Annotated in this window: 27 protein-coding genes; all 27 read right to left on the minus strand. The window is 37.6% G+C overall.

The annotated features are described in order from the left end of the window. Positions 1-6: 6 nt before the first annotated feature. Positions 7-1,350 (minus strand): DnaB helicase C-terminal domain-containing protein, encoded by a 1,344-nt coding sequence (locus tag OCL94_RS02405; RefSeq protein WP_262994184.1) that lies wholly within the window; start codon positions 1,348-1,350, stop codon positions 7-9. Next, a complete protein-coding gene (locus OCL94_RS02410) occupies positions 1,316-1,555 on the minus strand; it encodes a hypothetical protein (protein WP_262994186.1) in 240 nt (79 codons plus the stop codon). The genes OCL94_RS02405 and OCL94_RS02410 overlap by 35 nt, the downstream gene beginning before the upstream one ends. Continuing rightward, entirely contained in the window at positions 1,552-2,262 is a 711-nt protein-coding gene (locus OCL94_RS02415; protein ID WP_262994187.1) for an ATP-binding protein, read from the minus strand. Before OCL94_RS02415 ends, OCL94_RS02410 begins: the two co-directional genes overlap by 4 nt. 436 nt (positions 2,263-2,698) lie before the next feature. Further along, positions 2,699-2,932, minus strand: coding sequence for a hypothetical protein (locus tag OCL94_RS02420; protein WP_262994189.1), 234 nt, complete (start codon positions 2,930-2,932; stop codon positions 2,699-2,701). Positions 2,933-3,095: 163 nt separating this feature from the next. After that, a complete protein-coding gene (locus OCL94_RS02425) occupies positions 3,096-4,184 on the minus strand; it encodes an ATP-binding protein (RefSeq protein ID WP_262994191.1) in 1,089 nt (362 codons plus the stop codon). 130 nt (positions 4,185-4,314) lie between these two features. Further along, positions 4,315-4,683: a hypothetical protein gene (locus tag OCL94_RS02430; protein WP_262994193.1), complete on the minus strand. Its 369-nt coding sequence runs from the start codon at positions 4,681-4,683 to the stop codon at positions 4,315-4,317. Positions 4,684-4,695: 12 nt separating this feature from the next. Continuing rightward, entirely contained in the window at positions 4,696-5,082 is a 387-nt protein-coding gene (locus OCL94_RS02435) for a hypothetical protein (protein ID WP_262994194.1), read from the minus strand. A gap of 2 nt (positions 5,083-5,084) precedes the next feature. Next, positions 5,085-5,318 carry a hypothetical protein gene (locus OCL94_RS02440; RefSeq protein ID WP_262994197.1) on the minus strand — a complete coding sequence of 78 codons (234 nt, stop codon included), beginning with the start codon at positions 5,316-5,318 and terminating at the stop codon, positions 5,085-5,087. Continuing rightward, positions 5,302-5,571 (minus strand): hypothetical protein, encoded by a 270-nt coding sequence (locus OCL94_RS02445; protein ID WP_262994199.1) that lies wholly within the window; start codon positions 5,569-5,571, stop codon positions 5,302-5,304. The genes OCL94_RS02440 and OCL94_RS02445 overlap by 17 nt, the downstream gene beginning before the upstream one ends. A 19-nt stretch (positions 5,572-5,590) precedes the next feature. Further along, positions 5,591-5,968 (minus strand): DUF7448 domain-containing protein, encoded by a 378-nt coding sequence (locus OCL94_RS02450; protein WP_262994201.1) that lies wholly within the window; start codon positions 5,966-5,968, stop codon positions 5,591-5,593. Between the two features lie 282 nt (positions 5,969-6,250). Next, positions 6,251-6,661: a helix-turn-helix domain-containing protein gene (locus OCL94_RS02455; RefSeq protein ID WP_262994203.1), complete on the minus strand. Its 411-nt coding sequence runs from the start codon at positions 6,659-6,661 to the stop codon at positions 6,251-6,253. A 45-nt stretch (positions 6,662-6,706) separates the two neighbouring features. After that, entirely contained in the window at positions 6,707-7,729 is a 1,023-nt protein-coding gene (locus tag OCL94_RS02460; protein WP_262994205.1) for a tyrosine-type recombinase/integrase, read from the minus strand. A gap of 194 nt (positions 7,730-7,923) precedes the next feature. Then, on the minus strand, positions 7,924-10,089 hold the full coding sequence (gene infB, locus OCL94_RS02465) for a translation initiation factor IF-2 (RefSeq protein WP_262994207.1): 2,166 nt from the start codon (positions 10,087-10,089) through the stop codon (positions 7,924-7,926). Then, the gene (locus OCL94_RS02470) at positions 10,082-10,414 is read right to left on the minus strand and encodes a L7Ae/L30e/S12e/Gadd45 family ribosomal protein (protein ID WP_262994209.1); all 333 of its coding nucleotides are present in this window, start codon (positions 10,412-10,414) and stop codon (positions 10,082-10,084) included. The genes infB and OCL94_RS02470 overlap by 8 nt, the downstream gene beginning before the upstream one ends. Further along, a complete protein-coding gene (gene rnpM / locus OCL94_RS02475; RefSeq protein WP_262994212.1) occupies positions 10,411-10,698 on the minus strand; it encodes an RNase P modulator RnpM in 288 nt (95 codons plus the stop codon). The genes OCL94_RS02470 and rnpM overlap by 4 nt, the downstream gene beginning before the upstream one ends. 10 nt (positions 10,699-10,708) lie before the next feature. After that, on the minus strand, positions 10,709-11,773 hold the full coding sequence (nusA, locus tag OCL94_RS02480; protein ID WP_262994214.1) for a transcription termination factor NusA: 1,065 nt from the start codon (positions 11,771-11,773) through the stop codon (positions 10,709-10,711). Between the two features lie 13 nt (positions 11,774-11,786). Then, on the minus strand, positions 11,787-12,254 hold the full coding sequence (gene rimP, locus OCL94_RS02485) for a ribosome maturation factor RimP (RefSeq protein ID WP_262994217.1): 468 nt from the start codon (positions 12,252-12,254) through the stop codon (positions 11,787-11,789). A 113-nt stretch (positions 12,255-12,367) separates the two neighbouring features. Then, entirely contained in the window at positions 12,368-16,675 is a 4,308-nt protein-coding gene (locus OCL94_RS02490) for a PolC-type DNA polymerase III (RefSeq protein WP_262994219.1), read from the minus strand. A gap of 74 nt (positions 16,676-16,749) precedes the next feature. Continuing rightward, entirely contained in the window at positions 16,750-18,456 is a 1,707-nt protein-coding gene (locus tag OCL94_RS02495; protein WP_262994221.1) for a proline--tRNA ligase, read from the minus strand. A gap of 182 nt (positions 18,457-18,638) precedes the next feature. Then, positions 18,639-19,916 (minus strand): RIP metalloprotease RseP, encoded by a 1,278-nt coding sequence (rseP, locus tag OCL94_RS02500; RefSeq protein ID WP_262994223.1) that lies wholly within the window; start codon positions 19,914-19,916, stop codon positions 18,639-18,641. A 1-nt stretch (position 19,917) separates the two neighbouring features. After that, a complete protein-coding gene (locus tag OCL94_RS02505) occupies positions 19,918-21,054 on the minus strand; it encodes a 1-deoxy-D-xylulose-5-phosphate reductoisomerase (RefSeq protein WP_262994225.1) in 1,137 nt (378 codons plus the stop codon). Positions 21,055-21,324: 270 nt separating this feature from the next. Beyond that, a complete protein-coding gene (locus OCL94_RS02510; RefSeq protein ID WP_262994227.1) occupies positions 21,325-22,116 on the minus strand; it encodes a phosphatidate cytidylyltransferase in 792 nt (263 codons plus the stop codon). A 10-nt stretch (positions 22,117-22,126) separates the two neighbouring features. Continuing rightward, positions 22,127-22,879: an isoprenyl transferase gene (locus tag OCL94_RS02515; RefSeq protein ID WP_262994229.1), complete on the minus strand. Its 753-nt coding sequence runs from the start codon at positions 22,877-22,879 to the stop codon at positions 22,127-22,129. A 127-nt stretch (positions 22,880-23,006) separates the two neighbouring features. Next, complete coding sequence (frr, locus tag OCL94_RS02520; protein ID WP_262994231.1) at positions 23,007-23,564, minus strand: ribosome recycling factor; 558 nt, start codon at positions 23,562-23,564, stop codon at positions 23,007-23,009. Between the two features lie 47 nt (positions 23,565-23,611). After that, complete coding sequence (gene pyrH / locus OCL94_RS02525; protein WP_262994233.1) at positions 23,612-24,334, minus strand: UMP kinase; 723 nt, start codon at positions 24,332-24,334, stop codon at positions 23,612-23,614. A 220-nt stretch (positions 24,335-24,554) separates the two neighbouring features. After that, positions 24,555-25,436 carry a translation elongation factor Ts gene (tsf, locus tag OCL94_RS02530; RefSeq protein ID WP_262994235.1) on the minus strand — a complete coding sequence of 294 codons (882 nt, stop codon included), beginning with the start codon at positions 25,434-25,436 and terminating at the stop codon, positions 24,555-24,557. 137 nt (positions 25,437-25,573) lie between these two features. Beyond that, positions 25,574-26,350, minus strand: a complete 777-nt coding sequence (rpsB, locus tag OCL94_RS02535; RefSeq protein WP_262994237.1) for a 30S ribosomal protein S2 — start codon at positions 26,348-26,350, stop codon at positions 25,574-25,576. Positions 26,351-26,504 lie beyond the last annotated feature (154 nt).

A 26,504-nucleotide genomic window follows, 5' to 3' on the forward strand; every position in this document is an offset into this window, starting at 1 on the left:
CTCCGTTTAAAAATCGAACATATCGCCATCGATTAATAACTGCTCTATTATTCCGTAATTCGGCAGAAACGTTAATTCACACGACGTTCCTTCGCCTCCATTACGTCCTTTATTAATTCCGACAATACCACGGCTTTGCGTGTAGTCCGTATCAATCGCAATCAATGCCGAAGCATCTTCTAGTAACGCCTTAGTCTTCTTAACTTCGCTTCGTTTCGGTAGTTTAAGCGTTCTAACTGCATTCTCTTTCGACTCTTTCTCGTCCTCTTCTGCCTGTGTCATCGTCATTAATACGACATTCAATGCGCCTGCTAAGCGTCTTAATCGCTTAGACGTTTCAGCAGCATCTCCACCCGCAGTCTTAGACGTATTAGTTTCGTAATCCATGTAATACATCGGATCGATTATCGCAACATCTGCATTAGTCGATTCAATGTCCGAATGTAATTGCGCTACATTTCTCGTATTAAAGTCGAGATCATCAACGGCACGGATAACGATATTGCCTTCGACATGCTCGTTTATCGTTTCTAGCATCTCGGTGAATACGCGTTCGAAATCCGCAGAAAGATGGCCGTTTCGTAAATCCCTCGAGTCGAACCCTGCCTTGCGTTTTTCCCCGTCAATAGTAACCGTAGTCTTTTCTAACTTCGCAGATAACATCGTATATAAACGTGTAAGTACGTCATAAGTCGACATCTCTAGCGACCATATTAATACAGTTGCGCCTTGTTGAGCGATTTCTAACGCCTCACGTAAAACGATAGCAGATTTACCTCGCCCCGAACGTCCATACCAAACGTATAAGTTGCCCGATGTATAACCGCCCAACTCTTCGTTTAAGAATGGCAAGAATGATTCCCACGTATCGAACGAACCCCCGAGTTGGCGACGTTTGTATTCGTTGATATAATCCGAAGCAGACGTTTTAATACTTGTCAATGGGGAACTGGTGTTCGTATATTTAAGTCTAATATCGTTTAATGATTCTGTCAACTGCGAAATAAGCGCAGATGTATCTCCGTTTGTAGCCTCTTTAATCGACTCAAAATCACGTTCAAAGAATCGGTTAAACTCTACGGCTAACTTACGGTTTGCGATTCCTTCTGCTAAAGGTTCGAATCTATCCGTTATATCAGGTACATATACGAAGTCATCGAATGTGTCCGCCATTAATGCATACGACGGCATCTGTCCTTGCTTATCGTGATAGTCTTCTATAAAGCGATAGAACTTGCGCTCGCTAGCAGATACGAACGAATCTTCACGTATGCCATACTTAGCAAACACGCTAAATGATTCGGCTTGGATCGCTTTATTGATGAATAAAAGCCCCGCGTTTGCACTCAACGGCTGCCGCCTCCTTTCGATGTTCTAATTCTGCAAGCGTGTCTAATTCGTACCTGCCTGCCATTTCTCTATAAAACATATACGTAGCCCACGCTTCTCTAAACTCGTATCTATAAGCGAAATCGTCTTCGTCTTCTTCATACGTTTTATTAGCGCGCTCATACCAATAATCGCTAAGTTCTTGTAACGTTAAGTGTTCCATCATCGTCGCCCCCTTTTACTTTCGCCTTTAAACGCCAACATAAGCGTCTGATCCGCAATCCTATCCTGTAACCTCGAATCGAATACGCTAGTCAAGCCGCCTATTTCTACGTTTGACGTAAATACGGTTGGCCTGCCGTTTGTTACTCGAGCATTCACAATCGAATGTACCATCGCTCTAAACGATTCAGTAGCGCTTCTAACGCCGACATCATCGATTACAAGATACTCTACGTTTGAATAATGCACGATTGCGTCTTTAATTGCGTCCATATCCTCGTCGTCCTTCGACATTGACGCGAGATTGTATTTCGTTTGTAATTCATTAACGTCTAAAAATGCGCCTAATGCTTCGGGGATAGTTCTACGTTCTTTAGCGTAATATAAGAAGCGTCTGCGAATATATTCGTTTAATAACGCTATTGCAGTCGTTGTCTTTCCCGTTCCCGGCGACTTCGAATACAAGTATAAGTTCTTTATGCGAACGTCCGTACTAAACGTTTCTACATACGATTGCAATACCGTATAAATTTCGGATTGCTCGTCTTTCGCAGGACTTGTGTCTAGCGTTACGCCTGCGTAATCAATCGGTATGTCTGCGTTGTCATAACGTGCATTAACCGATATAAATGGTGCGCATTGATCGTTACACCTTGTGCTGCCCGCATGTTTGCAGAATGGCGCTAATGCGCAGATGTCTTCGTTTGTCATAGCGTTCTCCTTTCGTTGATTTTACATCGATATAATTCGTCCTATATGAAACTCGTCCGGATTGAATTGCGATTTTTCTACACGTATAGAGCGTCTTAGAAACGGATTGTCTACATTTACTACGGTTACTACGTAATACTCGTTGATACATTCGCTCTCTCCCGTAATCCAATTCGTGTTTACCTCTTCGTCGTATCCCCACATAATTTTTGAGATTCGATACTTAGTTGCCATAGCGTTCCCCTTTCGTTTTTATTTCGTTTAAATTAGCAGCGATATTAAAAGCGTTATAGCACAAATAATATAAATTAGTATGAAATACACTAAAAACATATCTTCGTTATCATACACAGTATCAACGCCTCCTAGTTATTTTATTCGCATAATCGTAATTAACATAATCGTAATTATGCGATAAATGTTTAATTTTATTTGATTAATACACAGTTCTAATAATTGCATGGATATGAGAAATATTCGTTTCTTTCATAAATTCCATTTCATCTCGTTCTTTAAAACCTTGCGACTGTAAATGTTTTACTAGCTTATTATATGAGTTCCAATAACATTCGGACTCCCATTCTCTGTTACCACTATGTCTCATTTCGATAAATTTTACTGTATATAAAACACTACTAATTTCTATCGTCTCTATCACTTTTCGTTCCATTCTTTTCCTCCTAAATAAAACTTTTATTTTATATCGACATTTACCGCTAAAACTTCGGCTAATATGGAGTAGAATTGCAAAAAGTCCGTCAAATATGGAGTTCAATTCCACATTAGCCGATAACTCTCGTTTCAGCAGTTGTGGCGCGGCCTAGCAATTCGACTTATATTACGTAATGAAGCATTGGCTGCGCTTGTTGCATTAACACTACGTTCTTAATCGTTGATCCCGGCTTAATTCGATCATTACCGTCAGATAAGTATAGTACTTCGCAATCTCCGCCACTAATAAACAGTCCACCATCCGACTCTACCGCAGCAGTACCGTCAATAGCGATAGTAAAACAATCTGAATCGGAGTAATATTCAAGTCGTTCGTTTGCACTAAATAGGTCTAACTGTTCGTTCGATATAGGCGTTTCAATTTCTTTTCCTTCTGCGGTTTGAAATGTCACCAAAACGTTATATCTTTGCGCTTCCGTACTTAAAATATTTAAATCTTGAATCGCTTCTGTAAACGAAGTGCCGTTATCTAATTCAAATGCAATAGCACGTAAACAATCGAAGTTCAGTTTTACGTTGCTACTAAACAACTCAACCGCTTTAATCTCGCTATGATACTCTTCGGACACTTTGTCCGTTAAATATTCACGTATTTCGGAAGGTGTAGGATATGCAAAACGGATATGATAGTGAAATCGTCCCGGTCTATTAATCAGAAACGGACTAACCTTGTGTAAATCGTTCACAGTAATCGCATATAGGCGTTTCTGTTGCGATGTTCCGTCGAATAGGCCTAGCATCGAATCCTGCGTAGAACCTTCGTCATTATATTTATACGGGAACACTTTCTCAAATTCGTCGAATAGCACTAAGCATTCTTGCGTAATCTTTTCGATAAACTCCGCTACATTCGGATAATTATCCGTTACTAGGATTACCGGCAACCCTTTTTCAATCACCTTTTCTGCTAGTAACTGCGTAAATAACGACTTACCTATCCCTTTATCTCCGCTAAGGATTACGCCTAACGATCTATTCTGCTTTTCAAACGCAGACAATACCTTCTCGATTTTAACTTCGTGTGTTCCGTATAGTTTCTCCTCTTTTTGTACGAAGTCAGTAACTTGTTTAAGCGAGAATCCCGCCATAGGGTGAAACTTCACTAGATACGTTTGTGCAGGCAATGCGTCAAAAGTCTTTAACTCGTTTTCGTAAATCTCGTATGTGCTTCCGTAATTGATAACTTTCATTTTATCGTCTCCATTCGTTTATTATTCGTTCATATATCGTTTATAAGCGACGATAAAGTTCTCGAGTAGTATTTATCGTCTAATTCGTTAAACGCTCTCTACGTCGCTCTAAACGTCTTATACGGGTATTCTATCGCCAAGATATTAAAACTTCTATCCCAAACGGGTCTTCTTCGTAGTCAAGCGTAAATCCACACTCTACTAGGCTTTTAGTTACCGCACAATCCTCCGTAAGTCTATACGGTAATATCGGCACACATTTTTCAGTTTCCGTATCTACCGTAAAATTACCGCGTCTTCCTTCTACGCCATTGCCCCAAGTGCGCTTTATAAACGTACAGTAATTACCTCGCTCGGCTTCTGACTGAATACGCTGCATAATCAAAGACTCCGTATACTTTGCGGATACGTCTCTCGCAATACCCATTTTACGTTTTCCATCGACGGTTAATTTACGTGCGTCTTCTGCAGTCTTAACTTTAGTATCGAAATCTATCATCGGTTCACTCCTTTACGCCTTAAACCATTCGGCAACATCGTCTAGCGGCTGGGCTTCGATTTCAGCCGCCTTATCTTCGTCTAATAATCGTTTCTGTACGACTTGTAAATCGGACTGTCGATACTTCCACGCAAAGCCGAATGATATGCCGGGGTACTGCTGCGAAGGTTTATACGTTTCAAATACGTAATCAATCCATTCCTTAATTAATCGCTTATTATGCGTTCCTTCCTTACGTGCAGTACCGAATACCCTACCGATAGTACCTCGTTCTGCTTGCCATGACCCGAATGGTGCGTAATCAATGCCGAATCTATTACGATGTTCGTCGCAAAGATAATCGGTTAAGTTACGTACGTTCCATTTTTCAACGGGTTTATCCGAATAATGAATCGCCATGTTTATCGTCTCCTTTCCTTGCTTGCTTGCGAGTGCTTAATTAAAGCGTTTAAAATATCCGAGGCAATCGCAGTCAAGTCTTTATGCACGGTTGCTCTATCGAATTCGTCATCGGCTAAGATCGTGTTACGCACGTCATAAATAGCAAGCACTTGCGTAGTTACGTCGTCATGTAGCGCTTTATCCGCCTCTAAAAGCCTAGCCGCTTTACCGTAATATTCATCGGCCATTACCATTGTCAGCGCCTCCTAACGTTATCTCTCTCACATACGCAATGCCTAAACGTTCTTGTCCGTATTCACAATCGCCATTATCGAATGAATACCATTTCTCGCCTTTCCATCCTGTAACGCCTAAGTCTAAGTAGCCGCGAGATAGTATTTCTGCAACGGCTTCTTCTTCTGTTGCATAAACGTAGTCACTCGTCCATTCGTAATGATCCGACCATGCTTCTCCGTTATCGTAATGTGGTTGATATAATTTCGTCATAATACCGTCTCCTTCTCCTTTATGCGTCTAAAACGTCAAAACTATCTAATCCGATCTGAATAGCTGCTACGCTATAATAATAGCCACCGTTACCTGCGTCAGCATATACGAGGCCTTGCGCTATTTCATTTCGGTTATGGAATAGCTTAATAGATCCTTCGCTTACATACGTATCTCCGTCATGTTCGCTATCGCGAAGAACCTCGAATTCTACATCGGTTATAACTGCGTCTAGTTTTACTTTATCGAACGATCCTCCCGCCCATGCGCAACAATCCTGTTCCGAACATATAATCGATACCACTTGTCCGTTGTCTAATACGAGTTTATTCTCGTCCCATTCGACTACTCTTCGCAAATACAACGCCTCTTTAATCGCTTCTAAATTACGTTCCATATTACCGTCTCCTTTTCGTTTATAATTCGTTTATTATTTCTATAGCATACATATACGTATATATGCGTTAGTAATATCGTTCTTATACGTATTAAAACCGGCATATAATATCTTTATTGCAATATGGTTTTGATACGCGCATACGCTTGCTTTAGCAAGTGTTGCATATATTAATTCTTGTTACGTTAATTCTTGTTATAATAATTCTTATTACTGTCGCTATTTTGAAGTGAGGCCTCCCCACAATAATTGGTAGTACCCCTCCACGTAAATTAGCGAGTACTATACGTTTTTGAGTATATAAATGTTGGTGTCGCGCTCTTTAGTCGGCCGACCGTCTTCGTCCGATTTATACCGCTCAACGATTTCTAAGTACCCGTACTCGACCAACGTTTTAAACGATTTAGTTAGAGTATTATTGCTAACTCTCGCTCTTGCTGCGATAGATTTACGTGCCGGCCAAGCATCGCGATCCGTTTTCGTATTATCAACGTAACTTGCTAATGCCACTGCAACGCTTTTATCCGAAGCAGATAATCGTTCGTCCATCGCTAGTTTCTTCGATAGCATTATGAACGGTTGTCTTTCGTCTTTAACTGACATATTTATTCGCCTCCTTACTTCTATAACGAAATGACTTCGTATTTTCGCACACTTTGCGTTAAAAAAGTTTAGAGAAGTTTTACACCGCATAATAAAAACGCCTACAACATCGCAGTCATAGGCGTTAATAATTCGTTATCTAATTCGTCGGTTTCTCGCTTTATTGTATTTCTTTTCGCCTTTCAGCACTTGGTCTAGCGGACTATACGATTCCTGCTGCAACATCTGCAAGTTTTCGCTTACATGCGCATATATCTCCGTTGTAGCTATCTTTCTATGCCCGAGTATCTTCTGTAATACGCGCATATTACCGCCATTCTCGAGGAATAGCATGGCCGCCGTGTGTCTGAACATGTGCGGCGTTATATGCGTCTTAATGCCGTAATAATTGCTATAACGCTTTAGATTCGCTCTAAATGCTTCGGGTTGGAACTTTTCACCGTTAACCCCAACGAATAAATAAACGGTATTAAACTCGCGACACTCTTCGATTAATTCGAGTATTAGCTTTTTTGTGCGATTGCTAAATCCGACGTATCGTGGATCATTCGTTTTTGTCTTCGAGAAATAAATCGTCTTTTTATCGAAATCAATATCCGTCTTTTTAATTGATAATACTTCGTCTATACGACCGAATGTATCCAACAATACGTGTATTGCGACATAAAGACGAAACTCCGTATAGTATGCCGTGTTTAAACTTTCGATTAATAATCGTAAATCTTCTTTCGGAATCGTTTTAATTTTTTCTTTGTCTCGCTTCATACAAGGTATGCCCTCGAACGGATTGATTTCGATATACCCTGCGAGTACAAGTTCGTTATAGATCGTCTTGCATAGCTTTAGATACGTATTAATCGTAGACGGCTTGATGCCACGTTGTATGCCTTCGTTATGAAATCGGTCTTTATAATGTACCTTATCCGTTTGTAACCAGCGTATAAAGCTGCGCGCCTCTTCATGCGTAATATACATTGCATCGGGTCTATCGCCAAAGTATTCGTATAATGACGTGAACACACGCCCGTACCCTTTTAGCGTATTATGCGACAAATTCATCATTTCTTTGCGCTCAATAACGATGTCATTAATCGCAGAAAAACCCCCGCTAACATCTAGCGAGGGATTTCGGTTTACTTTCGTAAGTTTCCTTTTCATAACACATCGCCCTCCTTATTCGTTTAGAATCGGGCATAAGACGATATGTCGGTATTACTGCGGGCTGCACCATGTATGCGCTCTTTCACGAAACTATGCGTTTATATCTCCGATTAGGGAAAACGGTATAATTTCGTAAAAATTGCGCTAACTTATGTTGGTATCTCCGTAGAACTTCAAAACGCTAAATGGCATTATTTCTTGCGTTCTACCTGCTCCATCACGAATGCCTCAAAAATGTCGCCTTCCTTAACATCGTTGAAGTTTTCAATGGTGATTCCGCATTCATAACCTTGCGCTACTTCACGCACATCGTCTTTGAAACGTTTTAATGCGTCAACTTGACCTTCGTATACGACAATGCCGTCACGGATGATACGAACTTGTGAATCACGCGTAATCTTACCGTCAGTTACGTACGAACCAGCAACTGTTCCGACTTTAGAGATGTTGATTGTTTGACGTACTTCAGCTTGTCCTATCACTTTCTCTTCGAATTCAGGATCTAACATACCGATCATCGCTTGTTCAATTTCTTCGATAACTTTATAGATGATACGGTGTAAACGCATATCAACGCCTTCAGCTTCTGCTGCACGTTTTGCATTCGTGTCAGGACGTACGTTGAATCCGATAATGATACCGTTTGATGCTGATGCTAAAGTAACATCTGATTCGTTAATCGCACCAACAGCTGTATGGATAATACGTACGTTAACGCCTTCAACATCAATCTTCATTAATGATGCTGCTAAAGCTTCTACTGAACCTTGAACATCACCTTTAATAATTACGTTTAAGTCTTTCATTTCACCTTGTTTAATTTGTTCGAATAAATTATCAAGTGAAACTTTTTGACTTTCCTGACGTTGGGCTAAGATGTTTTGTTGTTGACGAGCTTCACCAATACGGCGTGCACGTTTCTCATCTTTGAATACAACGAAACGGTCACCAGCTAAAGGTACATCCTGTAAACCAGTAATTTCAACTGGTGTAGACGGTCCTGCAGTTTTAATACGTTTTCCTAAATCGTTAACCATCGCACGAACACGACCGAACGTGTTACCAACTACGATTGAATCTCCGACTTCAAGCGTACCATCTTGAACTAATAAAGATGCTGCCGGTCCACGAGATTTATCTAATTCCGCTTCAATAACTGTACCAATTGCTGTACGTTTAGGATTTGCTTTTAATTCAGCAACTTCAGAAACAAGTAATATCATTTCTAATAATTCATCGATTCCGTCGCCTTTGATTGCTGATAATTGAACGAAGATTGTGTCGCCACCCCATGCTTCAGGGTATAAGCCATGCTCACCAAGCTCCTGCATTACACGGTCAGGGTTAGCAGTTGGTTTATCAATTTTGTTGACTGCAACGATAATTGGAACTTCAGCAGCTTTTGCGTGGTTGATCGCTTCAATCGTTTGAGGCATCACACCGTCATCTGCTGCTACAACTAAAATTGTAATATCTGTTACTTGCGCACCACGTGCACGCATTGTCGTAAATGCAGCATGTCCTGGTGTATCAAGGAACGTAATCTTTTTGCCTTCATTTTCAATTTGATAAGCACCAATATGTTGTGTGATACCACCAGCTTCACCAGCAGTTACACGTGTATTACGAATCGAGTCTAAAAGCGTAGTTTTCCCGTGGTCGACGTGACCCATAATTGTAACAACTGAAGGACGTTCGATAATATCTTCAGGATTAGCATCAACGTCTTCGAAATACGTTTCTAAATCAGTCGCATCAACAACAACTTCTAATTCAGCTTCAACATCATATTCAGAACAAATTAATTCAATTGCATCTTGATTTAGTGGTTGGTTAATATTTGCCATAATACCGACCATGAATAAGTTTTTAACGATTTCAGATGCATCTTTATTTAATTTCTCAGCTAATTCTCCAACTGTAATGCCTTCTTCATATGTAATTTTAGAAGGTGTTTCTTTCACGACAGGTACTTGAACAACTGGTTCTGGTTTCTGATTGCCTTTACCTTTACCTTTTTTGTTACGGTTGCCGCCACCAGTGCCTGGTTTGTTGTTGCTACCTGGGCGGTGATTATTGTTATGACGCGGTTTTTGAGCTGGTTTATTTGCAGGTTTAGCTTCTTGTTTCGGTTGCTCTTTTTTCACTTCCTGCTTTGTATCAGCTTTTGTTTCTGCTTTTGCTTCAGTTTTTACCTGATCTTTTTTGAAGATTTTATCTAATGCTGTAATTTCTTTATCTTCAATCACTTGCATATGACTCGAAACTTCAATATTCATTTTATTCAGTTCATCAATGATATCTTTACTTTTTAATTTAACTTCTTTTGCATATTCATATATTCTTTTTTTACTCATAGGTTCTCTCCTCATTGATGTCACGGATAAGTGCCTGGATTGACTTCGCAAATCCAGCATCAAGAATACCAATCGTTACACGTTCTGCTTTACCGATTGCATACCCTAATTCAAATCGTGTTCCATACTGTACTAATGGAACGTTAAATGAATGACATTTATTCGTAACAGTTTTCATTGTATTGGGTCCAGCGTCCGACGCTAGGATTACTAATTTACATCGCTTACTTCTTACTTCGTTAATGACGAGTTCTTCACCTGTTGCGAGTTTTCTTGCACGCATCGCAAGGCCTAATAAATTAAATAATTTATCTTCTTTGTTCATCGTTTCGGTATCATTTCTCTATAGATTAAACGAATAATTTCGTCATAGATCGGGCTGATAATCTCACTGTCAATCTCAAAAAATTGTTCTAATTTTTTCTTTTTTCGTGCTGTTTCAACAATTGCAAGATCCATTGTGACATATGCACCACGACCATTTTGTTTTCCGGTTGGGTCAACAAAAATGTCACCTTCTTTAGTCTTTACGACACGTAACATTTCTTTTTTAGGTTTCATTTCATTGCTTAATATACATTTGCGCATAGGTATTTTCTTTTGTTTCATAAAAACACCTCTATTCTACTGGATAAATGCCTGCTTCTTTTGCATCTGTCTCAGATTTAATATCAATTTTCCAGCCTGTTAATTTTGCAGCAAGTCTCGCATTTTGACCTTTTTTACCGATTGCTAATGATAATTGGTAGTCCGGTACGATGACTGTTGTTGACTGGTTTGCTTCGTCAACTAACACATCAACGACTTGTGATGGACTTAACGCATTCTTAACAAACGTCTTCGTATCTGCGCTCCATTCAACAATATCAATCTTCTCGCCACCTAATTCTTCAACAACAGCTTCTACACGTGCACCTTTTGCACCAACACATGCGCCGACTGCATCGATATCTGGGTTTTCAGAACAAACACTGATTTTAGAACGGTCGCCCGCTTCACGTGCCACAGATTTCACGATAACTGTACCATCGAAAATTTCAGGTACTTCCTGTTCAAATAAACGTTTCAGTAGGCTTGGATGACTACGTGAAACGAAGATTTGAGGACCTTTCGTCGTTTGTTCAACTTTATTTACATAAACTTTAATACGTTCAGTTGGACGATATTCCTCATTTGGGCTACGCTCTGCTTCAGATAATACTGCTTCAGTTTTCCCTAGCGTTACATAGACATAACGGTGATCGACACGATCGATAATACCAGTCATAATGTCATCTTCTTTATCGATGAATTCATTATATAAAATACCACGTTCAGCATCACGTAAACGCTGCATTACAGCTTGTTTCGCTGCTTGTGCTGATACGCGACCGAAATCTTTAGGCGTTACATCTTCTTCATAAATATCGCCAATTTCATACGCCGGATTTGATTGTAGCGCTGTTTCAAGACTGACTTCTTCGCGTGGATTCATTACTTCTTCAACGACGTCTTTTCGTGAAAACACACGATACACGCCATTATCCATATTGAGTTCTACACGGACATTGTTAGCTGAATTGTAATTTTTCTTATAAGCTGTAATAAGTGCTGCTTCAATCGTTTCAATTAATACTTCTCTTGGAATTGACTTTTCTTTTTCAAGAAAATCAATTGCATTTAATAATTCGTTATTTTTTTTCATAGTGTCCTCCAGATTATAAAACAACTGCACGACGTATTTTTGCAATCTTTTTACGATCAATCTCAATTGCTTTCGTACGTGTTTTTATTTTTGCATTGATAGTAATGAAATCTTCATTTACACTTTCTAAAATGCCAATCCATTCTTTATCGCCTTCAATCGGCTCATACAATTTCACATAAATATTATTACCAATTGCATCCTGATAATCTTTTTCTTTCTTTAATGGGCGTTCTGCACCTGGTGATGAAACATCCATGAAATAAGGCTCTGAAATTGGGTCTTCCTGATCCATCACTTCACTTATCTTTTCACTGGCAAGTGCACAATCCGCAATATCAATTCCACCGGGTTTATCAATGGCTATACGTAAATAATAATCAGGTCCTTCTTTAACGTATTCAACATCAACCAATTCAAATCCAAGCGTTTCAATAATCGGGGTAACAATCGTTTCAACACGTTCAGTAATTTTTGACATATGATCCTCCTCACAAAACTTAAGAAAAGAGCGGGATATCCCACTCTTTTCGCTTGTAGAGTATTTTCTTTAACAACTTAATGATAACATAAATAAACTTACAACTCAAATGATTATAAATCGAATATTGAGAGCTGTGCTTTATCAGGCATATCTCTCAATGTACCGAGTTCGTCTAAATAATCAATAATTTTTTGAGAGACACCTGCTTTTTTGTTCAGTTCCTCTTTCGATAGAAATGGCCCTTCGTCTCGCGCGGCAACGATACGTTTTGCAACGTTCTCACCTAGACCGGGTACTGCAATAAATGGAGGGATTAATGTATCCCCTTCAATAATGAAATCAAACGCTGAACTCTTCTCTAATGAAATAGGTTGGACTTTAAAACCGCGTTGTGCCATTTCGTTCGTTATTTCTAAAACTGTCAGCACGTCTTTATCTTTCTTACCTAAATCATGATAGCGCGCGTAATAATCTTTTACTGTTGCTTTTATCGTATGTTTATCTTTCACCATTGTCAGTAAGTCAAAGTCTGAAGCACGTACGGTAAAATAACTTGCATAATAGAATAACGGGTGGTGTACTTTGAAATAGGCAATACGCACAGCCATTAATACATAAGCTGCTGCATGAGCTTTCGGGAACATGTATTTAATTTTTTTACATGAATCTAAATACCATTCCGGTACATTATTTTCACGCATTGCCGCTTCGAATTCTTCAGATAATCCTTTCCCTTTACGTACGGATTCCATAATCTTAAAGGCAAGTGACGGTTCAAGACCGGCATACATTAAATACACCATAATATCATCACGACAGCCGATGACACTTGATAAATCACATGTACCTGATTTAATAAGTTCTTGTGCATTACCGAGCCAAACGTCGGTACCATGTGAAAGTCCAGAAATTTGAACAAGTTCACTGAAGCTTGACGGTTTCGTATCTTCTAACATTTGGCGCACGAAACCAGTACCGAATTCAGGTACACCGAGCGTTCCTGTCTTACATAATATATCGTCTTCAGTAACACCTAAAGATTCCGGACTTGAAAATATTTTCATCGTTTCTTTATCATCGACAGGTATTGTTTTTGGATCCATACCTGATAAATCTTGTAACATACGAATCATCGTTGGATCATCGTGTCCGAGAATATCTAGTTTCAATAAGTTATCATGTATAGAGTGGAAGTCAAAGTGCGTCGTGCGCCATGCTGAATCTTGTTGATCGGCAGGATATTGTATCGGCGTAAAGTCATAAATATCCATATCACCAGGCACGACGATAATACCTCCCGGGTGCTGTCCGGTCGTACGTTTCACACCAGTACATGCTTTTACTAAACGGTCTATTTCTGCACCGCGTTTATGAATACCAGCATCATTTAAATACCCTTTAACATAACCGAATGCAGTTTTTTCGGCAACGGTACCAATCGTTCCTGCACGGAATACTTTGTCTTCACCAAATAATACTTTCGTATAGTTATGCGCAACAGGTTGATATTCACCACTAAAGTTTAAATCGATATCAGGCACTTTATCTCCTTTAAATCCTAAAAATGTTTCAAACGGAATATCCTGTCCCTCTTTAATATAAGGCACATCACACGTCGGACAATTTTTATCTGGTAAGTCAAATCCACTTGCCACACTACCGTCTTCAAAGAAATGACTTGATTTACATTTCGGACAAATATAATGAGGCGGCAAAGGATTTACTTCTGTAATTTCTGTCATCGTTGCAACAAAACTTGATCCAACAGAACCACGACTACCAACAAGATAGCCATCATCTAATGACTTTTTAACGAGTTTTTGAGAAATTAAATAGATTACGGCGAAACCATTTCCGATAATACTATCGAGCTCTTTTTCAAGACGTGCGACAACGATTTCTGGCAGATCCTCGCCATAAATACTTCTCGCACGATTATAACTCATTTCACGAATCTCTTCGTTCGCCCCATCAATCGTCGGCGTATACAGTGCATCACGTATCGGGATTACCGTATCAATTGAATCTGCTAATGTGTTAGTGTTCGTTACTACAATTTCAAACGCTTTTTCTTCCCCAAGGAAATGAAACGCATCTAACATTTCATCAGTCGTTCTAAAATGTGCATCTGGTAAAGTCTGCCTGTTTAAAGGATTACCTGGGTTTGAGGCAATCAGTATTTCACGTGCAGGTTTCTCATGCTCATGTAAATAATGTGCATTCCCGGTTGCAATGACCGGAATATCGAGCTTTTCTCCAACACGTATAATGCGGTCATAAATCTCTTCCATCGTTTCATTGTCACGAATTAAATCACGTTCTAATAAATGTTGATATAGCGCTTTCGGTTGCACTTCTAAAAAGTCATAGAACTGTGCAATACGTTCGACTTCTTCCTGATCTTTTTGCATGACAGCAGTAAATACTTCCCCGTTATCACATGCACTACCTACAAGTAATCCTTCACGATTCTCCATAAGTAACGATCTTGGTATACGCGGTGTACGATAGAAATAATGCACCATAGATTCACTGACAATTCTAAATAAATTTTTCAGTCCCGTTTGATTTTGAACGATTAAAGTCACATGCATTGGACGTGCACGTTTATACGCATCCTGATTGCTTAACTTCGCATCAATCTCATTATGATTCATAACGCCAAGTTGCTCAATTTGCTTTAACATCTTCACAAAAATATGTGCTGTTGTCTCAGCATCATAAATCGCTCTATGGTGTTGCGTCAGTTCCACACCATATTTCTTAGCTAAGAAGTTAAGTCCGTGCTTACCCATCTCCGTGTTTATCGTACGTGATAATTCAAGCGTATCAATCACGCCATTCGTTGTCGCACCGAATCCTAAACGTTCAAATCCAGTATCGATAAAGCCCATATCGAAACTTGCATTATGAGCAATATAAATGGCGTCCCCTACAAAATCTCTGAAGTCACTTAACACTTCTTCAATTGGCGGTGCATCTACTAACATATCATCTGTTATACCCGTTAAATTTTTAATCGTTTCATTTAATCGTTCACCAGGATTGCTAAATCGTTCAAATTTATCAATGATTTCTCCGTCTTTTACTTTAACTGCAGCTAATTCGATAATCTTATCGTATTGAGAACTTAAACCTGTCGTCTCAACGTCAAATACGACATACGTTGCAGTCTTCAAATCGATATCTTGAGGCTTATAAGCGATGGCCACACCATCATCAACGAGCATCCCTTCTATACCATAAATCATCTTAATGCCTGCTTTACTCGCAGCAGCGTGCGCATCAGGGAAACCTTGACAACCGTTATGGTCCGTTATCGCTATCGCTTTATGTCCCCACTTTGCAGCTTGTTCAACATAACGACCAATGTGCGTAATGCCATCCATTTGACTCATGGCCGTATGTAGATGAAACTCGACACGTTTATTTTCAGATTTATCCTGTTTTTCAGCTTTTTTTATTTTCTCAATGTCACTGATCATCATGACTAAGTCCCGAATAAATGTATCTTGCTCAATACGACCTTGTGCGCGCACCCAATCTCCGACTTTTAATGAAGATAAATGATCTAAATCATTCTTACCTTTACGCGTGAACATTTTTAATATTAACGAATCAGTATAATCCGTTATTTTTAACTGAACGATATGTCGACCACTTTTCAGTGCTTTTATTTCAATATCAAAAATAACACCTTCAATCGCCACTTTAAACTCTTCTTCAATAATCGTTTCAATCGGTTTAATCGTTTCTACCTGGATTTTCTTACCAATAGCACAATGCGTGATTTCTTCAGATACACTTTCTGCCTTTTGCTTTTCACGTTCTACCATTTTCTCTCGTAAGATTACACTTTGTTGCGCTTCTTCTTCCTGAATATGTGCTTCAAGTGAGGCAAGTTCACGTAAATGATCATCATCACTCGTCTCAAAAACAATTTGCTGCAAGTTAAATCCAGCTTGTTTAAACGCAGCAAGTAATTTACCATTACATGATTTCTCAAAATGACGTTGCTCAATTTCATTTACAACTTGAAACTTCAGTACATCACCTGAGAAGGAAAACTTTTTATTTTTAAGTTGTCCTTTTAAGCTCGGACTCATTGTTGTTTGATCGATTGCGTACGGAATATATTCCACGATACGCTCTATTAATCTACTATCATCTTTAACTTGAATATCAAAACTAACATCTGCAATATGCGCAAAATGTTCTTTCATCTTGCTATTCAATACATTATAAAGCTGATAAGGTAAATGTTCCTGAAACTCTAAATACAAATGCCATTTTCGTTCAGCTTTAGATATATCGATTCGCTTAAGTGCAGCACCTTCAATCATTTCCGCTTCAAATAAGTCAGTTATACCCAGCTGCGTAAATAAAACTTTTATTTTTTCATTATGTGTTAACGTCATGAGTACCCACCTTATCAAAATGAAAAGCGTGAGACAAAAGTCTCACACTTATTAATCATTCTATTATACCAAAATTATCCCTCAAATGAGGCATAGATTGCTTTTATTTTTTCATCTAGATCAGCTACAGGCACTTCAAAAGACTCACCTGTTCTGCGGTTCTTCACTTCGACAATACCTTCTGCTGCCTGTTTACCAACTACGACACGAACTGGCACACCAATTAAATCAGCATCGTTAAATTTTACGCCTGCACGCTCGATACGATCATCATATAACACTTCATAATCACGTTTATAAGCATCATATAATTGATCTGCAAGTTCACGTTGCACATCCTGCTTCGCATTTGCAGTAATGATATGAATTTCAAATGGCGTAATTGAAGTTGGCCAGATAATCCCTTTATCATCATGATGTTGTTCAATTACTGCAGATAATGTACGAGATACACCGATACCATAACAACCCATAATCATCGGTTCAGCACGACCTTGATCATTTAAGAATGTTGCGTTCATTGATTCAGAATACTTCGTACCTAATTTAAAGACTTGTCCGACTTCAATACCTTCAGCAAATTTAATCGGACCGCTACCGTCAGCAGCCATTTCGCCTTCTAATATAAATCTGAAGTCATCAAATGCTTTCACATTAAAGTCGCGACCAAGATTTGCATTAATATAATGATAATCTGTTTCATTCGCACCTACTGCTAAATTGTTTAAATCCTGAACGCTATTATCTGCATAAATTTCAATCTTATCTACACCGACTGGACCGAGTGAACCTGGCGTAGCACCTAAAATTGCCTGAATTTCTTCATCAGTAGCCATTTCTACTGTTTCAGTACCAAAATATGATTTTACTTTTACATCATTTAATTCGTGGTGTCCACGAATTAAGAACATGATAAACTGATCATCAACTTTAACGATCATTGATTTTACAATTTCATCTAATCGTTTACCTAAAAGATCTGCTAATTGCTGTGCTGTTTTAACACCTGGTGTATGCACTTTTTCTAAAGCTTTCTCTTCCGTATGTTCAACATTCGGTACATATTTTACTTCAGCTTTTTCAATATTTGCTGCATAATCACTTTCATCTGTGTAACAAATTGTATCTTCACCGATTTCAGCTAAAGCCATAAATTCATGCGTATGACTACCACCAATTGCCCCACTATCTGCGATAACCGGACGGAAGTTTAGATTTACACGAGAAAAAATTCTTGAATAGGCATCATACATATCCTGATACGTTTGGTCTAAGCTTTCTTCAGTCGCATGGAAGCTATATGCATCTTTCATAATAAATTCACGACCGCGTAATAAACCGAAACGTGGACGCTTCTCATCACGGAATTTATTTTGGATCTGGAATAATGTCACAGGCAATTTCTTATAAGACTTTAATTCGTCACGTACTAAAGAAGTAATAATCTCTTCGTGTGTTGGTCCTAAAGCGAACTCACGTCCATGACGATCAGTCATACGCATCAGTTCAGCACCATAACTTTGCCATCGACCAGATTCTGACCATAATTCAGAAGGCTGTAATGCTGGCATTAAAATTTCAACGCCATCAATCGCTTCCATCTCGTCACGTACGATCGCTTCGATTTTATTTAATACACGCTTTGCAATCGGAAGGTAACTATAAACCCCACTTGCAACTTGTTTGATCATACCTGCTTTAAGTAACAATTGATGACTTTTTGAGTCTGCATCATTTGGTACTTCTCTTAATGTTGGAATAAACATTTTACTCTGTTTCATAGCAACCTCCTGTAATTTTCGATAATACTTATATCATATAATAAATTTCTAAAATGATAAACAAAAATATAGTTTACATAATACAATTATTTAAAACAAAGGGATTTAAAATTTTACACATAAAAATTGAAGACCTAAAGCTGTATGTTTCAACTTAAGGTCTTCATAACTTCACACTAATATTATTTTAAGAAATAACGCGAGATATCATTCCAAGTTACCATAATCATAACAAAGAAAAGAAATACAGCACCTGCACCGATAATGTACATCTCAGCCTTTTTATTGACCGGACGTCTAAATATCGCTTCATAAATAACAAATAATATTCTGCCACCGTCAAGCGCTGGAATCGGTAATAAGTTCATAATACCTAAGTTAACAGAAAGCATTGCTGTATAGCCAATTAATGTCTCAATTCCCATGCTTGCGACTTGTTCGGTATTTTTATATATACCAACAGGACCATTTAACATATCAAATGAGAATGAACCATTAAATATTGAAGCAATCATTATGCCTAATAAAGTAAATATTTTAGTTGCACCATCAATCGTTAATGTAATACCATACATCGTCTTATCAATGATACTGCCACCCGATTGTGGATAAAATCCAATCGTATATAGTTTGTTTGTTTTTCCATTACTTAATTTTTGTTCCGTTAATTTTGGTTTTAAATTAAATACTTTTTCTGAACCATTTCTTTCTACCGTAATTTTAACTGTCTCTCCGCCATTTTCATTTAAAAAGCTGCGAATTTGTTTAAAGTTTTTTACTTCTTCATTATTTAGTTTTTTAATAACGTCTCCATTTTTGAGTCCAATTTCCTGCGCTGGACTATCTTTAGCAACATCTTTTATCGTAGTTGTTGGCGCACCAACCATAAATGCTAACCCGATAAACAACACGAAAGCTAATATAAAGTTAAACAACGGTCCAGCGAATAATGATAAAAATTTCGGCCATGGTTTCTTATTTTTAAACTGACGATCACGTGGTGCGATTTGTATTAAATCACCTTCACGTACAAAATAAGCTTCATGGGCAATTGGATAACGTACAGATTCATTAGTATACTGATTGATTCCTTCAATAAATAATTCATCCTCAAAATCAGAAGCCGATACTTCAATTTGCTCAATTTGCTGAAACTGATGTTGATCGTCTAATAATACATGCGTTACTTCACCAGTTTCGTTACGTTTAATACTCACTGTCATTCCTTCAGTGATAGGATTTTGTTCCATACCACTTCCAGCCATCATCACATAACCACCAACCGGCAATAATCGTATCGTATATAACGTTTCATCTTTCTTATATGAGAAGATTTTCGGTCCCATACCGATTGCAAATTCCGGACACATAATCCCTGCACGTTTCGCAAATAATAAATGTCCATATTCATGAACGGTTACTAAAAGACCAAAGATAATGATAAAAGCGATAATTCCCATGTTACACCTCGTAATTCCTTGATTTATAGTCTGCATCAACTGCCAATATTGTATCTAAGTCAGGGTCTTGAATCACATCATGTGCATCCATTTCACGTTCAATTAATGTCTCTATATCTAAGAAGCTTATTTTGCCATTTAGAAACATGTCGACTGCTACTTCATTAACCGCATTCATCACAACAGGTAATGTCCCACCAACTTCAATCGCTCTATAAGCAAGCGCTAAACATTTATAGCGCTCTAAATCCATTGCTTTAAAGTCTAATGTTGCAACGTCTGCTAAATTTAAACGTTCAGCGTTTCTTGGCATACGATCTGGATAACTAAACGCATAAAGAATCGGCATTCGCATGTCCGGTGTACCAAGTTGCGCAATAACACTCGTATCATTAAATTCCACCATCGAATGAATGATACTTTGTTTATGTAATATCGTTTCGATGCGTTCAATCGGTAAATCAAATAACCATTTTGCTTCAATTACTTCTAAACCTTTATTCATCATTGTCGCACTATCAATCGTAATTTTCTTACCCATTGACCAGTTCGGATGATTTAATGCATCTTCAAGCGTAACATCCTTTAACTGCTCTCGCGATAAATCTCTAAATGATCCGCCACTCGCTGTAATGATAAGCTTTTCAATATTTTTGCTATCCTCACCGTTTAAACATTGGAAAATCGCTGAATGTTCAGAGTCAACCGGCAATATGTTTACGCCTTTCTCTTTTGCGCGTTGCATAACAATTTCACCAGCAACAACAAGCGTTTCTTTATTCGCTAAAGCAATATCGATTCCCTGATCAATTGCATGTAATGTTGGACGTAACCCAACACTACCTAATATTGAATTAAGTAAAATATCATTTTTCTCATAGCCTGCCACTTCTAATAATCCCTTATCACCAAACACAACTTTTGTTTGTTTACCATCTAAATTTAAATTAGCTATATCCGCTTCATTTTGAACACAGCAAATTTCAGGATTAAACTCATCGATAATTGCCTGCGCAACATCGACTGATTGACCTACCGCGAAACTCACAAGCTTAAAACTTTCTGCATGCTCACGAATAATATCTAAACCTTGCATTCCAACAGAGCCACTTGCACCTAATATTCCAATATGTTTCATAACTTCACCTATTCTAAAATGTATTATTTTAATTTTATCATAAATTATTTTTAACTCCTACTTTAGAACATAAAAAAGAAGGCTATAGCAAATAAATCTGCTATAGCCTTCAATTTGTTCGGACCTAAACCTTTGTCGTCAGCCTTTCATTAAAACGGCGTCTCCAAAGCAGTCGACTCGAAAACTTCAAAAACCCATCTGAAATTAAAGCGCAATTTCTGATGGGTTTTCTCCAGTTTTTCAGCGACTAAACGCTTTGTCGACAGCCTCTTACTGAAAATTAATAAGAAAAATATTCATCAATGGTAATACAAAAATAAATGAATCAAATCTATCTAAAATCCCACCATGGCCAGGCAATAGATTCCCCGAATCTTTCACATCGAAATGACGCTTCAAAGCTGATTCGACTAAATCACCTAACTGTCCAAACATACTAAACAGCCACGTAACAAGGATTAAAGGAATAATTGACAATGGCATATTATAGTTAATGCTAAAGATAATTGCGATAATCGTACTACACGCAATCCCGCCTACAAACCCTTCAATCGTCTTATTCGGACTAATTTCTGGCCATAATTTATTTTTACCAAATAAACGTCCAAATATATAGGCTCCTGTGTCAGTTACCCAAACGACAAGTAATGCAAATAAAATAAATACTAATCCGTTCTGTGCTGCACGCGTTTCATAAAAATACATAAATCCAATACCCACATAAGCAACAGCGAGCATACAAAATGATGCATCTACGAAATTAAATTTATTTTTTGACATCACAGTGTAGCTCAACATGATTAAACTCATCAATATTAAAAATGGTACTTGATAATCCAGTGACACCAACTCACTCTTTTGTGGTGACATAATCAAACATAATGCTATTACACTAAAGATACCAGGTAATGAATACAATTTAATGTTCTTCATATTTAATACTTCTTTTAAAGCAACAATTGCTAATAAATACGCCATAACGAGCAAGGGCAACTGGCCATATATAACAACTGGTAAAAAGACTGCCATTGCGATTATCGCTGTGATTGTTCTTGTTTTCATGATTTACTCCTTATAATCCACCGAATCGTCTATGTCGGTTATGGTAAATTTCTATACATTCATCTAGCGCATGCGCATCAAAATCCGGCCATAATGTATCTACAAACACAAACTCACTATATGAAGATTGCCAAATTAAAAAGTTACTCAATCTTTCTTCGCCTGATGTTCGTATTAACAGCTCAGGATCCGGAATATCTTTTGTAAACAAATATTGAGAAAAGTTCTCTTCATTGATTTCACTTAAATCAATCGCATTTTCTTTATATTGCGCAGCAATCATTTGTACTGCTGAAACAATTTCTTTTCTTCCACCATAATTGAGTGCAAATACTAACGTTAATCCTGTATTATGCTTTGTTTGTTCAATCGCTTCTAATACTGCCAGTCGGGTATGCTCGGGCAACTGATCGATAAAGCCAATTGTCTGCACTTTAACATTTTTCTCAATTAACTCTGGCAAAAATGTTGATAAAAAGTCACCTGGTAACTTCATCAAATAATTCACTTCATCTTTAGGTCTTGACCAGTTTTCAGTTGAAAATGCATACAAAGTTAAATATTTTACACCGATATCACTAGCATGACGTGTAATAGCTTTTACTGTCTGCATGGCTTCGTAATGTCCTTTTATTCTCGGCATTTTACGTTGTTTCGCCCAACGTCCATTTCCGTCCATTATTATCGCAATATGTTCCGGCACTTGCGTGTCGTTCGTCAGTAGCGCATTACTATTTTTTTTCTTTTTTAAAAAAGGAAACATGATATCCTCCAATACTCAAAACATTATTTATATATTCTATCACAAAAAGTACCGTGTAGCATGGATATACAGAAAAAAGCACAAAAAAAGACTGAGATATAAATGTATACCTCAGTCTTACATCATTTTAAACTTCTAAGATGCTGTTTTCTTTTTCAGTCGTTAATGTATCAATTTTTTTGATGTGATTATCTGTTTCTTTTTGAACATCTTCAGTAAATGATTTTAAATCATCTTCTGTTAATTCACCGTTTTTCTCTGCTTTCTTCAATGCATCGTTAGCATCACGACGAATGTTACGAATTGCAACTTTAGCATTCTCAGCTTCTTTCTTTGCTTCTTTCACTAATTCTTTACGTCGTTCTTCAGTTAAAGCAGGTACAGTAATACGAATCACATTACCATCTGAAGTTGGGTTTACGCCTAAGTTAGCCATATTTATTGCTTTTAAAATATCATCAATTGATGATTTATCATATGGTGTTACAAGTAACATTCTTGGTTCAGGTACAGAAATTCCTGCAAGTTGTTGTACAGGTGTATCCGCTCCATAGTAATTTACAGATACGCGTTCTAAAAGATTTGCATTCGCATGTCCAGCACGAATCGCTGCGAAATCACGTTGTAAGCTTTCAATACTTTTTTGCATTTTTGTTTTTAAATCATTTAAAATTTCAATCGTCATGATAAATCTCCTTTAAATTCTTAATTATATAGTACTATTATAGCAAATTATTTTGTAATTGTTGTACCAATTTCTTCGCCCATAATTGCGCGTTTAATATTACCATCTTCCATAATTGAGAAGACAACTAAAGGAATATCGTTATCCATACAGAATGAGCTCGCTGTAGAATCCATAACTTGTAATCCCTCTTGTAGCATTTGAATATATGTTAATTTTTCATATTTCACAGCATTCGGATCAACTTTTGGATCTGCTGAATAAACGCCATCCACATTATTTTTACCCATTAAAATAACGTCTGCTTCCATTTCAGCAGCTCGTAATGCTGCAGTAGTATCTGTTGAGAAGTAAGGGTTTCCGATACCCGCTGCAAAAATGACAACACGCCCTTTTTCTAAGTGACGAATCGCTCGACGACGAATATAAGGTTCTGCAACTTGTTTCATTTCAATCGATGTTAACACGCGTGTATCACAATCTAATTGCTCTAAAGAATCTTGTAGTGCTAAAGAATTCATAACTGTCGCTAACATACCCATATAATCGGCAGTACCACGGTCCATCCCTAAGTCACTACCTGTTTTACCGCGCCAAATGTTTCCTCCGCCCACAATGACAGCTACTTCACAGTCCATCTTAGCCACTTCTGCCACTTGCTCAGCAATACTTTTAATGACAAATGGATTAATGCCAAAACCCGTTTCTCCAGCTAAAGCTTCTCCACTTAACTTTAATACAACACGTTTATATTTCGATACATCTTTCATTAATTGATTCCGCCCTTCATTAGTTTAAAACACTATTTCAAATGCTTGTTCATATATTAAAGCATACACACTTAATCTTTATTATACACAAATATTTCGTCTGATACACAAAACTATAAGTATTATAACAATAAATATTGATGAATGAAATGAATAATAGAATAAACCTCACATTTATTCTTTATGTAAAAAAAAGACACCGAAGTGTCTTTAATCAATATTATTTACCCATTTGACCCATTACTTCATCAGCAAAGTTATCTTGACGTTTCTCGATACCTTCTCCAACTTCGTAACGAACGAATGATTTTAAAGTGCCACCTTTTGATTTTAAGAATTCAGCTACAGTTTGATCTGGATTCTTAACGAATGGTTGGTCAACTGCACAAATTTCTTCTAAATATTTACGTAAACGGCCTTCAACCATTTTTTCGACGATATTTTCAGGTTTACCTTCATTTAAAGCTTGTTGTTTTAATACATTTTTTTCGTGTTCTAATTCTTCAGCAGAAACTTGCTCACGAGAAACGAATTTAGGATTTAATGCAGCAATATGCATTGCTACGTCTTTAGCACCTTCAGCGTCAGTTGAGTTTTCAACTAATGCTAATACACCAATACGTCCACCCATATGTAAGTACTCACCGAAAGTATCTGCATCTGTTTTTGTTACTAATACGAAACGACGTAACGTTAATTTTTCACCGATTGTAGAAATTGCTTCATTCATTTTAACTTCAACAGTTTTACCTGCTTCGATTTCAGATGCCATTAAAGCGTCTAAATCAGCTGGTTTAGAAGCTAAAATATGTTCTGCGATTTCCTTAACTAAAGCTTGGAAGCCTTCATTACGTGCAACGAAGTCTGTTTCTGAGTTTAATTCTAATAATACTGCATCGTTTCCTTTTGAAGCAACATAAGTTGTTCCTTCAGCAGCGATACGGTCAGCTTTCTTAGCTGCTTTAGCAATACCTTTTTCACGTAAGTAATCAACTGCTGCGTCGATATCTCCGTTTGTTTCAGTTAATGCTTTTTTGCAGTCCATCATTCCTGCGCCAGTTCTTTCACGTAATTGTTTTACTAATTGTGCTGTAATAGCCATTATATAATACCTCCAAAGAATTTGTGTGTTTACAATATTAATAATACTAAACAATAACGAAAAACGCTAAAGTAAAGTATAAATCATTTTTAAAAAAAGTGATAAATGTTATACACTTATCACCTTTCATTTAAAACTTACGCTTCTGTAGTTTCAGTTGCTTCTGGAGCAACATCTTCAGTCGTTTCAGTTAAATCGATATTTTGTTCAGCTGCCACTTCTTCGTTAGAAACGCCTTGACGTCCTTCTAAGATAGCGTCTGCCATTTTACCAGTTAATAATTTAACGGCACGGATTGCGTCATCATTTGCTGGGATAACATAATCGATTTCGTCTGGATCACAGTTCGTATCAACGATACCAACGATTGGAATGTGTAATTTTTTCGCTTCAGCAATCGCGTTACGCTCTTTACGAGGATCAACAACGAATAATGCTGATGGCATAGATTTCATTTCACGAATTCCGCCTAAGAATTTGATTAAACGATCATATTCTTTTTTAAGTTCTACAACTTCTTTTTTAGGAAGTACGTCGAATGTACCGTCTTCTTCCATTTTTTCGATTTCAGAAATACGTTTAACACGTTTGTTGATTGTTTTGTAGTTTGTTAAAGTTCCACCTAACCAACGTTCATTAATGAAGAATTGACCTGAACGGATTGCTTCATCTTTAATTGCATCTTGTGCTTGTTTTTTAGTACCAACGAATAATACAGTACCGCCTTCTTCAGAAACAGATTTCATGAAGTTGTATGCTTCTTCAACTTTCTTAACTGTTTTTTGTAAATCGATAATGTAAATACCGTTTCTTTCTGTGAAGATGTATTTCTTCATTTTTGGGTTCCAGCGACGTGTTTGGTGACCGAAGTGAACACCAGCTTCTAACAATTGTTTCATTGAGATTACTGCCATTTTATTTTCCTCCTAATTGGTTATATTCCGCCACTACAGGCAATTTCGGAAACAACTGACGTTGCACCCTCCAAAATATTCATCTATAGTGTGTGAATTTGGCTTTTTTAAGCCATAAACTAATATACCATAAACAAAGGCGCTAATCAACACC

It is taken from the genome of Macrococcus capreoli (assembly GCF_025628935.1).
Taxonomy (GTDB): Bacteria; Bacillota; Bacilli; order Staphylococcales; family Staphylococcaceae; genus Macrococcoides; species Macrococcoides capreoli.

Coding starts and splice junctions, on each gene's coding strand:
- OCL94_RS02410 (WP_262994186.1), bottom strand. CDS start 1,555: ATGATGGAACACTTAACGTTACAAGAACTTAGCGATTATTGGTATGAG.
- OCL94_RS02415 (WP_262994187.1), bottom strand. CDS start 2,262: ATGACAAACGAAGACATCTGCGCATTAGCGCCATTCTGCAAACATGCG.
- OCL94_RS02420 (WP_262994189.1), bottom strand. CDS start 2,932: ATGGAACGAAAAGTGATAGAGACGATAGAAATTAGTAGTGTTTTATAT.
- OCL94_RS02425 (WP_262994191.1), bottom strand. CDS start 4,184: ATGAAAGTTATCAATTACGGAAGCACATACGAGATTTACGAAAACGAG.
- OCL94_RS02430 (WP_262994193.1), bottom strand. CDS start 4,683: ATGATAGATTTCGATACTAAAGTTAAGACTGCAGAAGACGCACGTAAA.
- OCL94_RS02435 (WP_262994194.1), bottom strand. CDS start 5,082: ATGGCGATTCATTATTCGGATAAACCCGTTGAAAAATGGAACGTACGT.
- OCL94_RS02440 (WP_262994197.1), bottom strand. CDS start 5,318: ATGGTAATGGCCGATGAATATTACGGTAAAGCGGCTAGGCTTTTAGAG.
- OCL94_RS02445 (WP_262994199.1), bottom strand. CDS start 5,571: ATGACGAAATTATATCAACCACATTACGATAACGGAGAAGCATGGTCG.
- OCL94_RS02450 (WP_262994201.1), bottom strand. CDS start 5,968: ATGGAACGTAATTTAGAAGCGATTAAAGAGGCGTTGTATTTGCGAAGA.
- OCL94_RS02455 (WP_262994203.1), bottom strand. CDS start 6,661: ATGCGGTGTAAAACTTCTCTAAACTTTTTTAACGCAAAGTGTGCGAAA.
- OCL94_RS02460 (WP_262994205.1), bottom strand. CDS start 7,729: ATGAAAAGGAAACTTACGAAAGTAAACCGAAATCCCTCGCTAGATGTT.
- infB (WP_262994207.1), bottom strand. CDS start 10,089: ATGAGTAAAAAAAGAATATATGAATATGCAAAAGAAGTTAAATTAAAA.
- OCL94_RS02470 (WP_262994209.1), bottom strand. CDS start 10,414: ATGAACAAAGAAGATAAATTATTTAATTTATTAGGCCTTGCGATGCGT.
- rnpM (WP_262994212.1), bottom strand. CDS start 10,698: ATGAAACAAAAGAAAATACCTATGCGCAAATGTATATTAAGCAATGAA.
- nusA (WP_262994214.1), bottom strand. CDS start 11,773: ATGAAAAAAAATAACGAATTATTAAATGCAATTGATTTTCTTGAAAAA.
- rimP (WP_262994217.1), bottom strand. CDS start 12,254: ATGTCAAAAATTACTGAACGTGTTGAAACGATTGTTACCCCGATTATT.
- OCL94_RS02490 (WP_262994219.1), bottom strand. CDS start 16,675: ATGACGTTAACACATAATGAAAAAATAAAAGTTTTATTTACGCAGCTG.
- OCL94_RS02495 (WP_262994221.1), bottom strand. CDS start 18,456: ATGAAACAGAGTAAAATGTTTATTCCAACATTAAGAGAAGTACCAAAT.
- rseP (WP_262994223.1), bottom strand. CDS start 19,916: ATGGGAATTATCGCTTTTATCATTATCTTTGGTCTTTTAGTAACCGTT.
- OCL94_RS02505 (WP_262994225.1), bottom strand. CDS start 21,054: ATGAAACATATTGGAATATTAGGTGCAAGTGGCTCTGTTGGAATGCAA.
- OCL94_RS02510 (WP_262994227.1), bottom strand. CDS start 22,116: ATGAAAACAAGAACAATCACAGCGATAATCGCAATGGCAGTCTTTTTA.
- OCL94_RS02515 (WP_262994229.1), bottom strand. CDS start 22,879: ATGTTTCCTTTTTTAAAAAAGAAAAAAAATAGTAATGCGCTACTGACG.
- frr (WP_262994231.1), bottom strand. CDS start 23,564: ATGACGATTGAAATTTTAAATGATTTAAAAACAAAAATGCAAAAAAGT.
- pyrH (WP_262994233.1), bottom strand. CDS start 24,334: ATGAAAGATGTATCGAAATATAAACGTGTTGTATTAAAGTTAAGTGGA.
- tsf (WP_262994235.1), bottom strand. CDS start 25,436: ATGGCTATTACAGCACAATTAGTAAAACAATTACGTGAAAGAACTGGC.
- rpsB (WP_262994237.1), bottom strand. CDS start 26,350: ATGGCAGTAATCTCAATGAAACAATTGTTAGAAGCTGGTGTTCACTTC.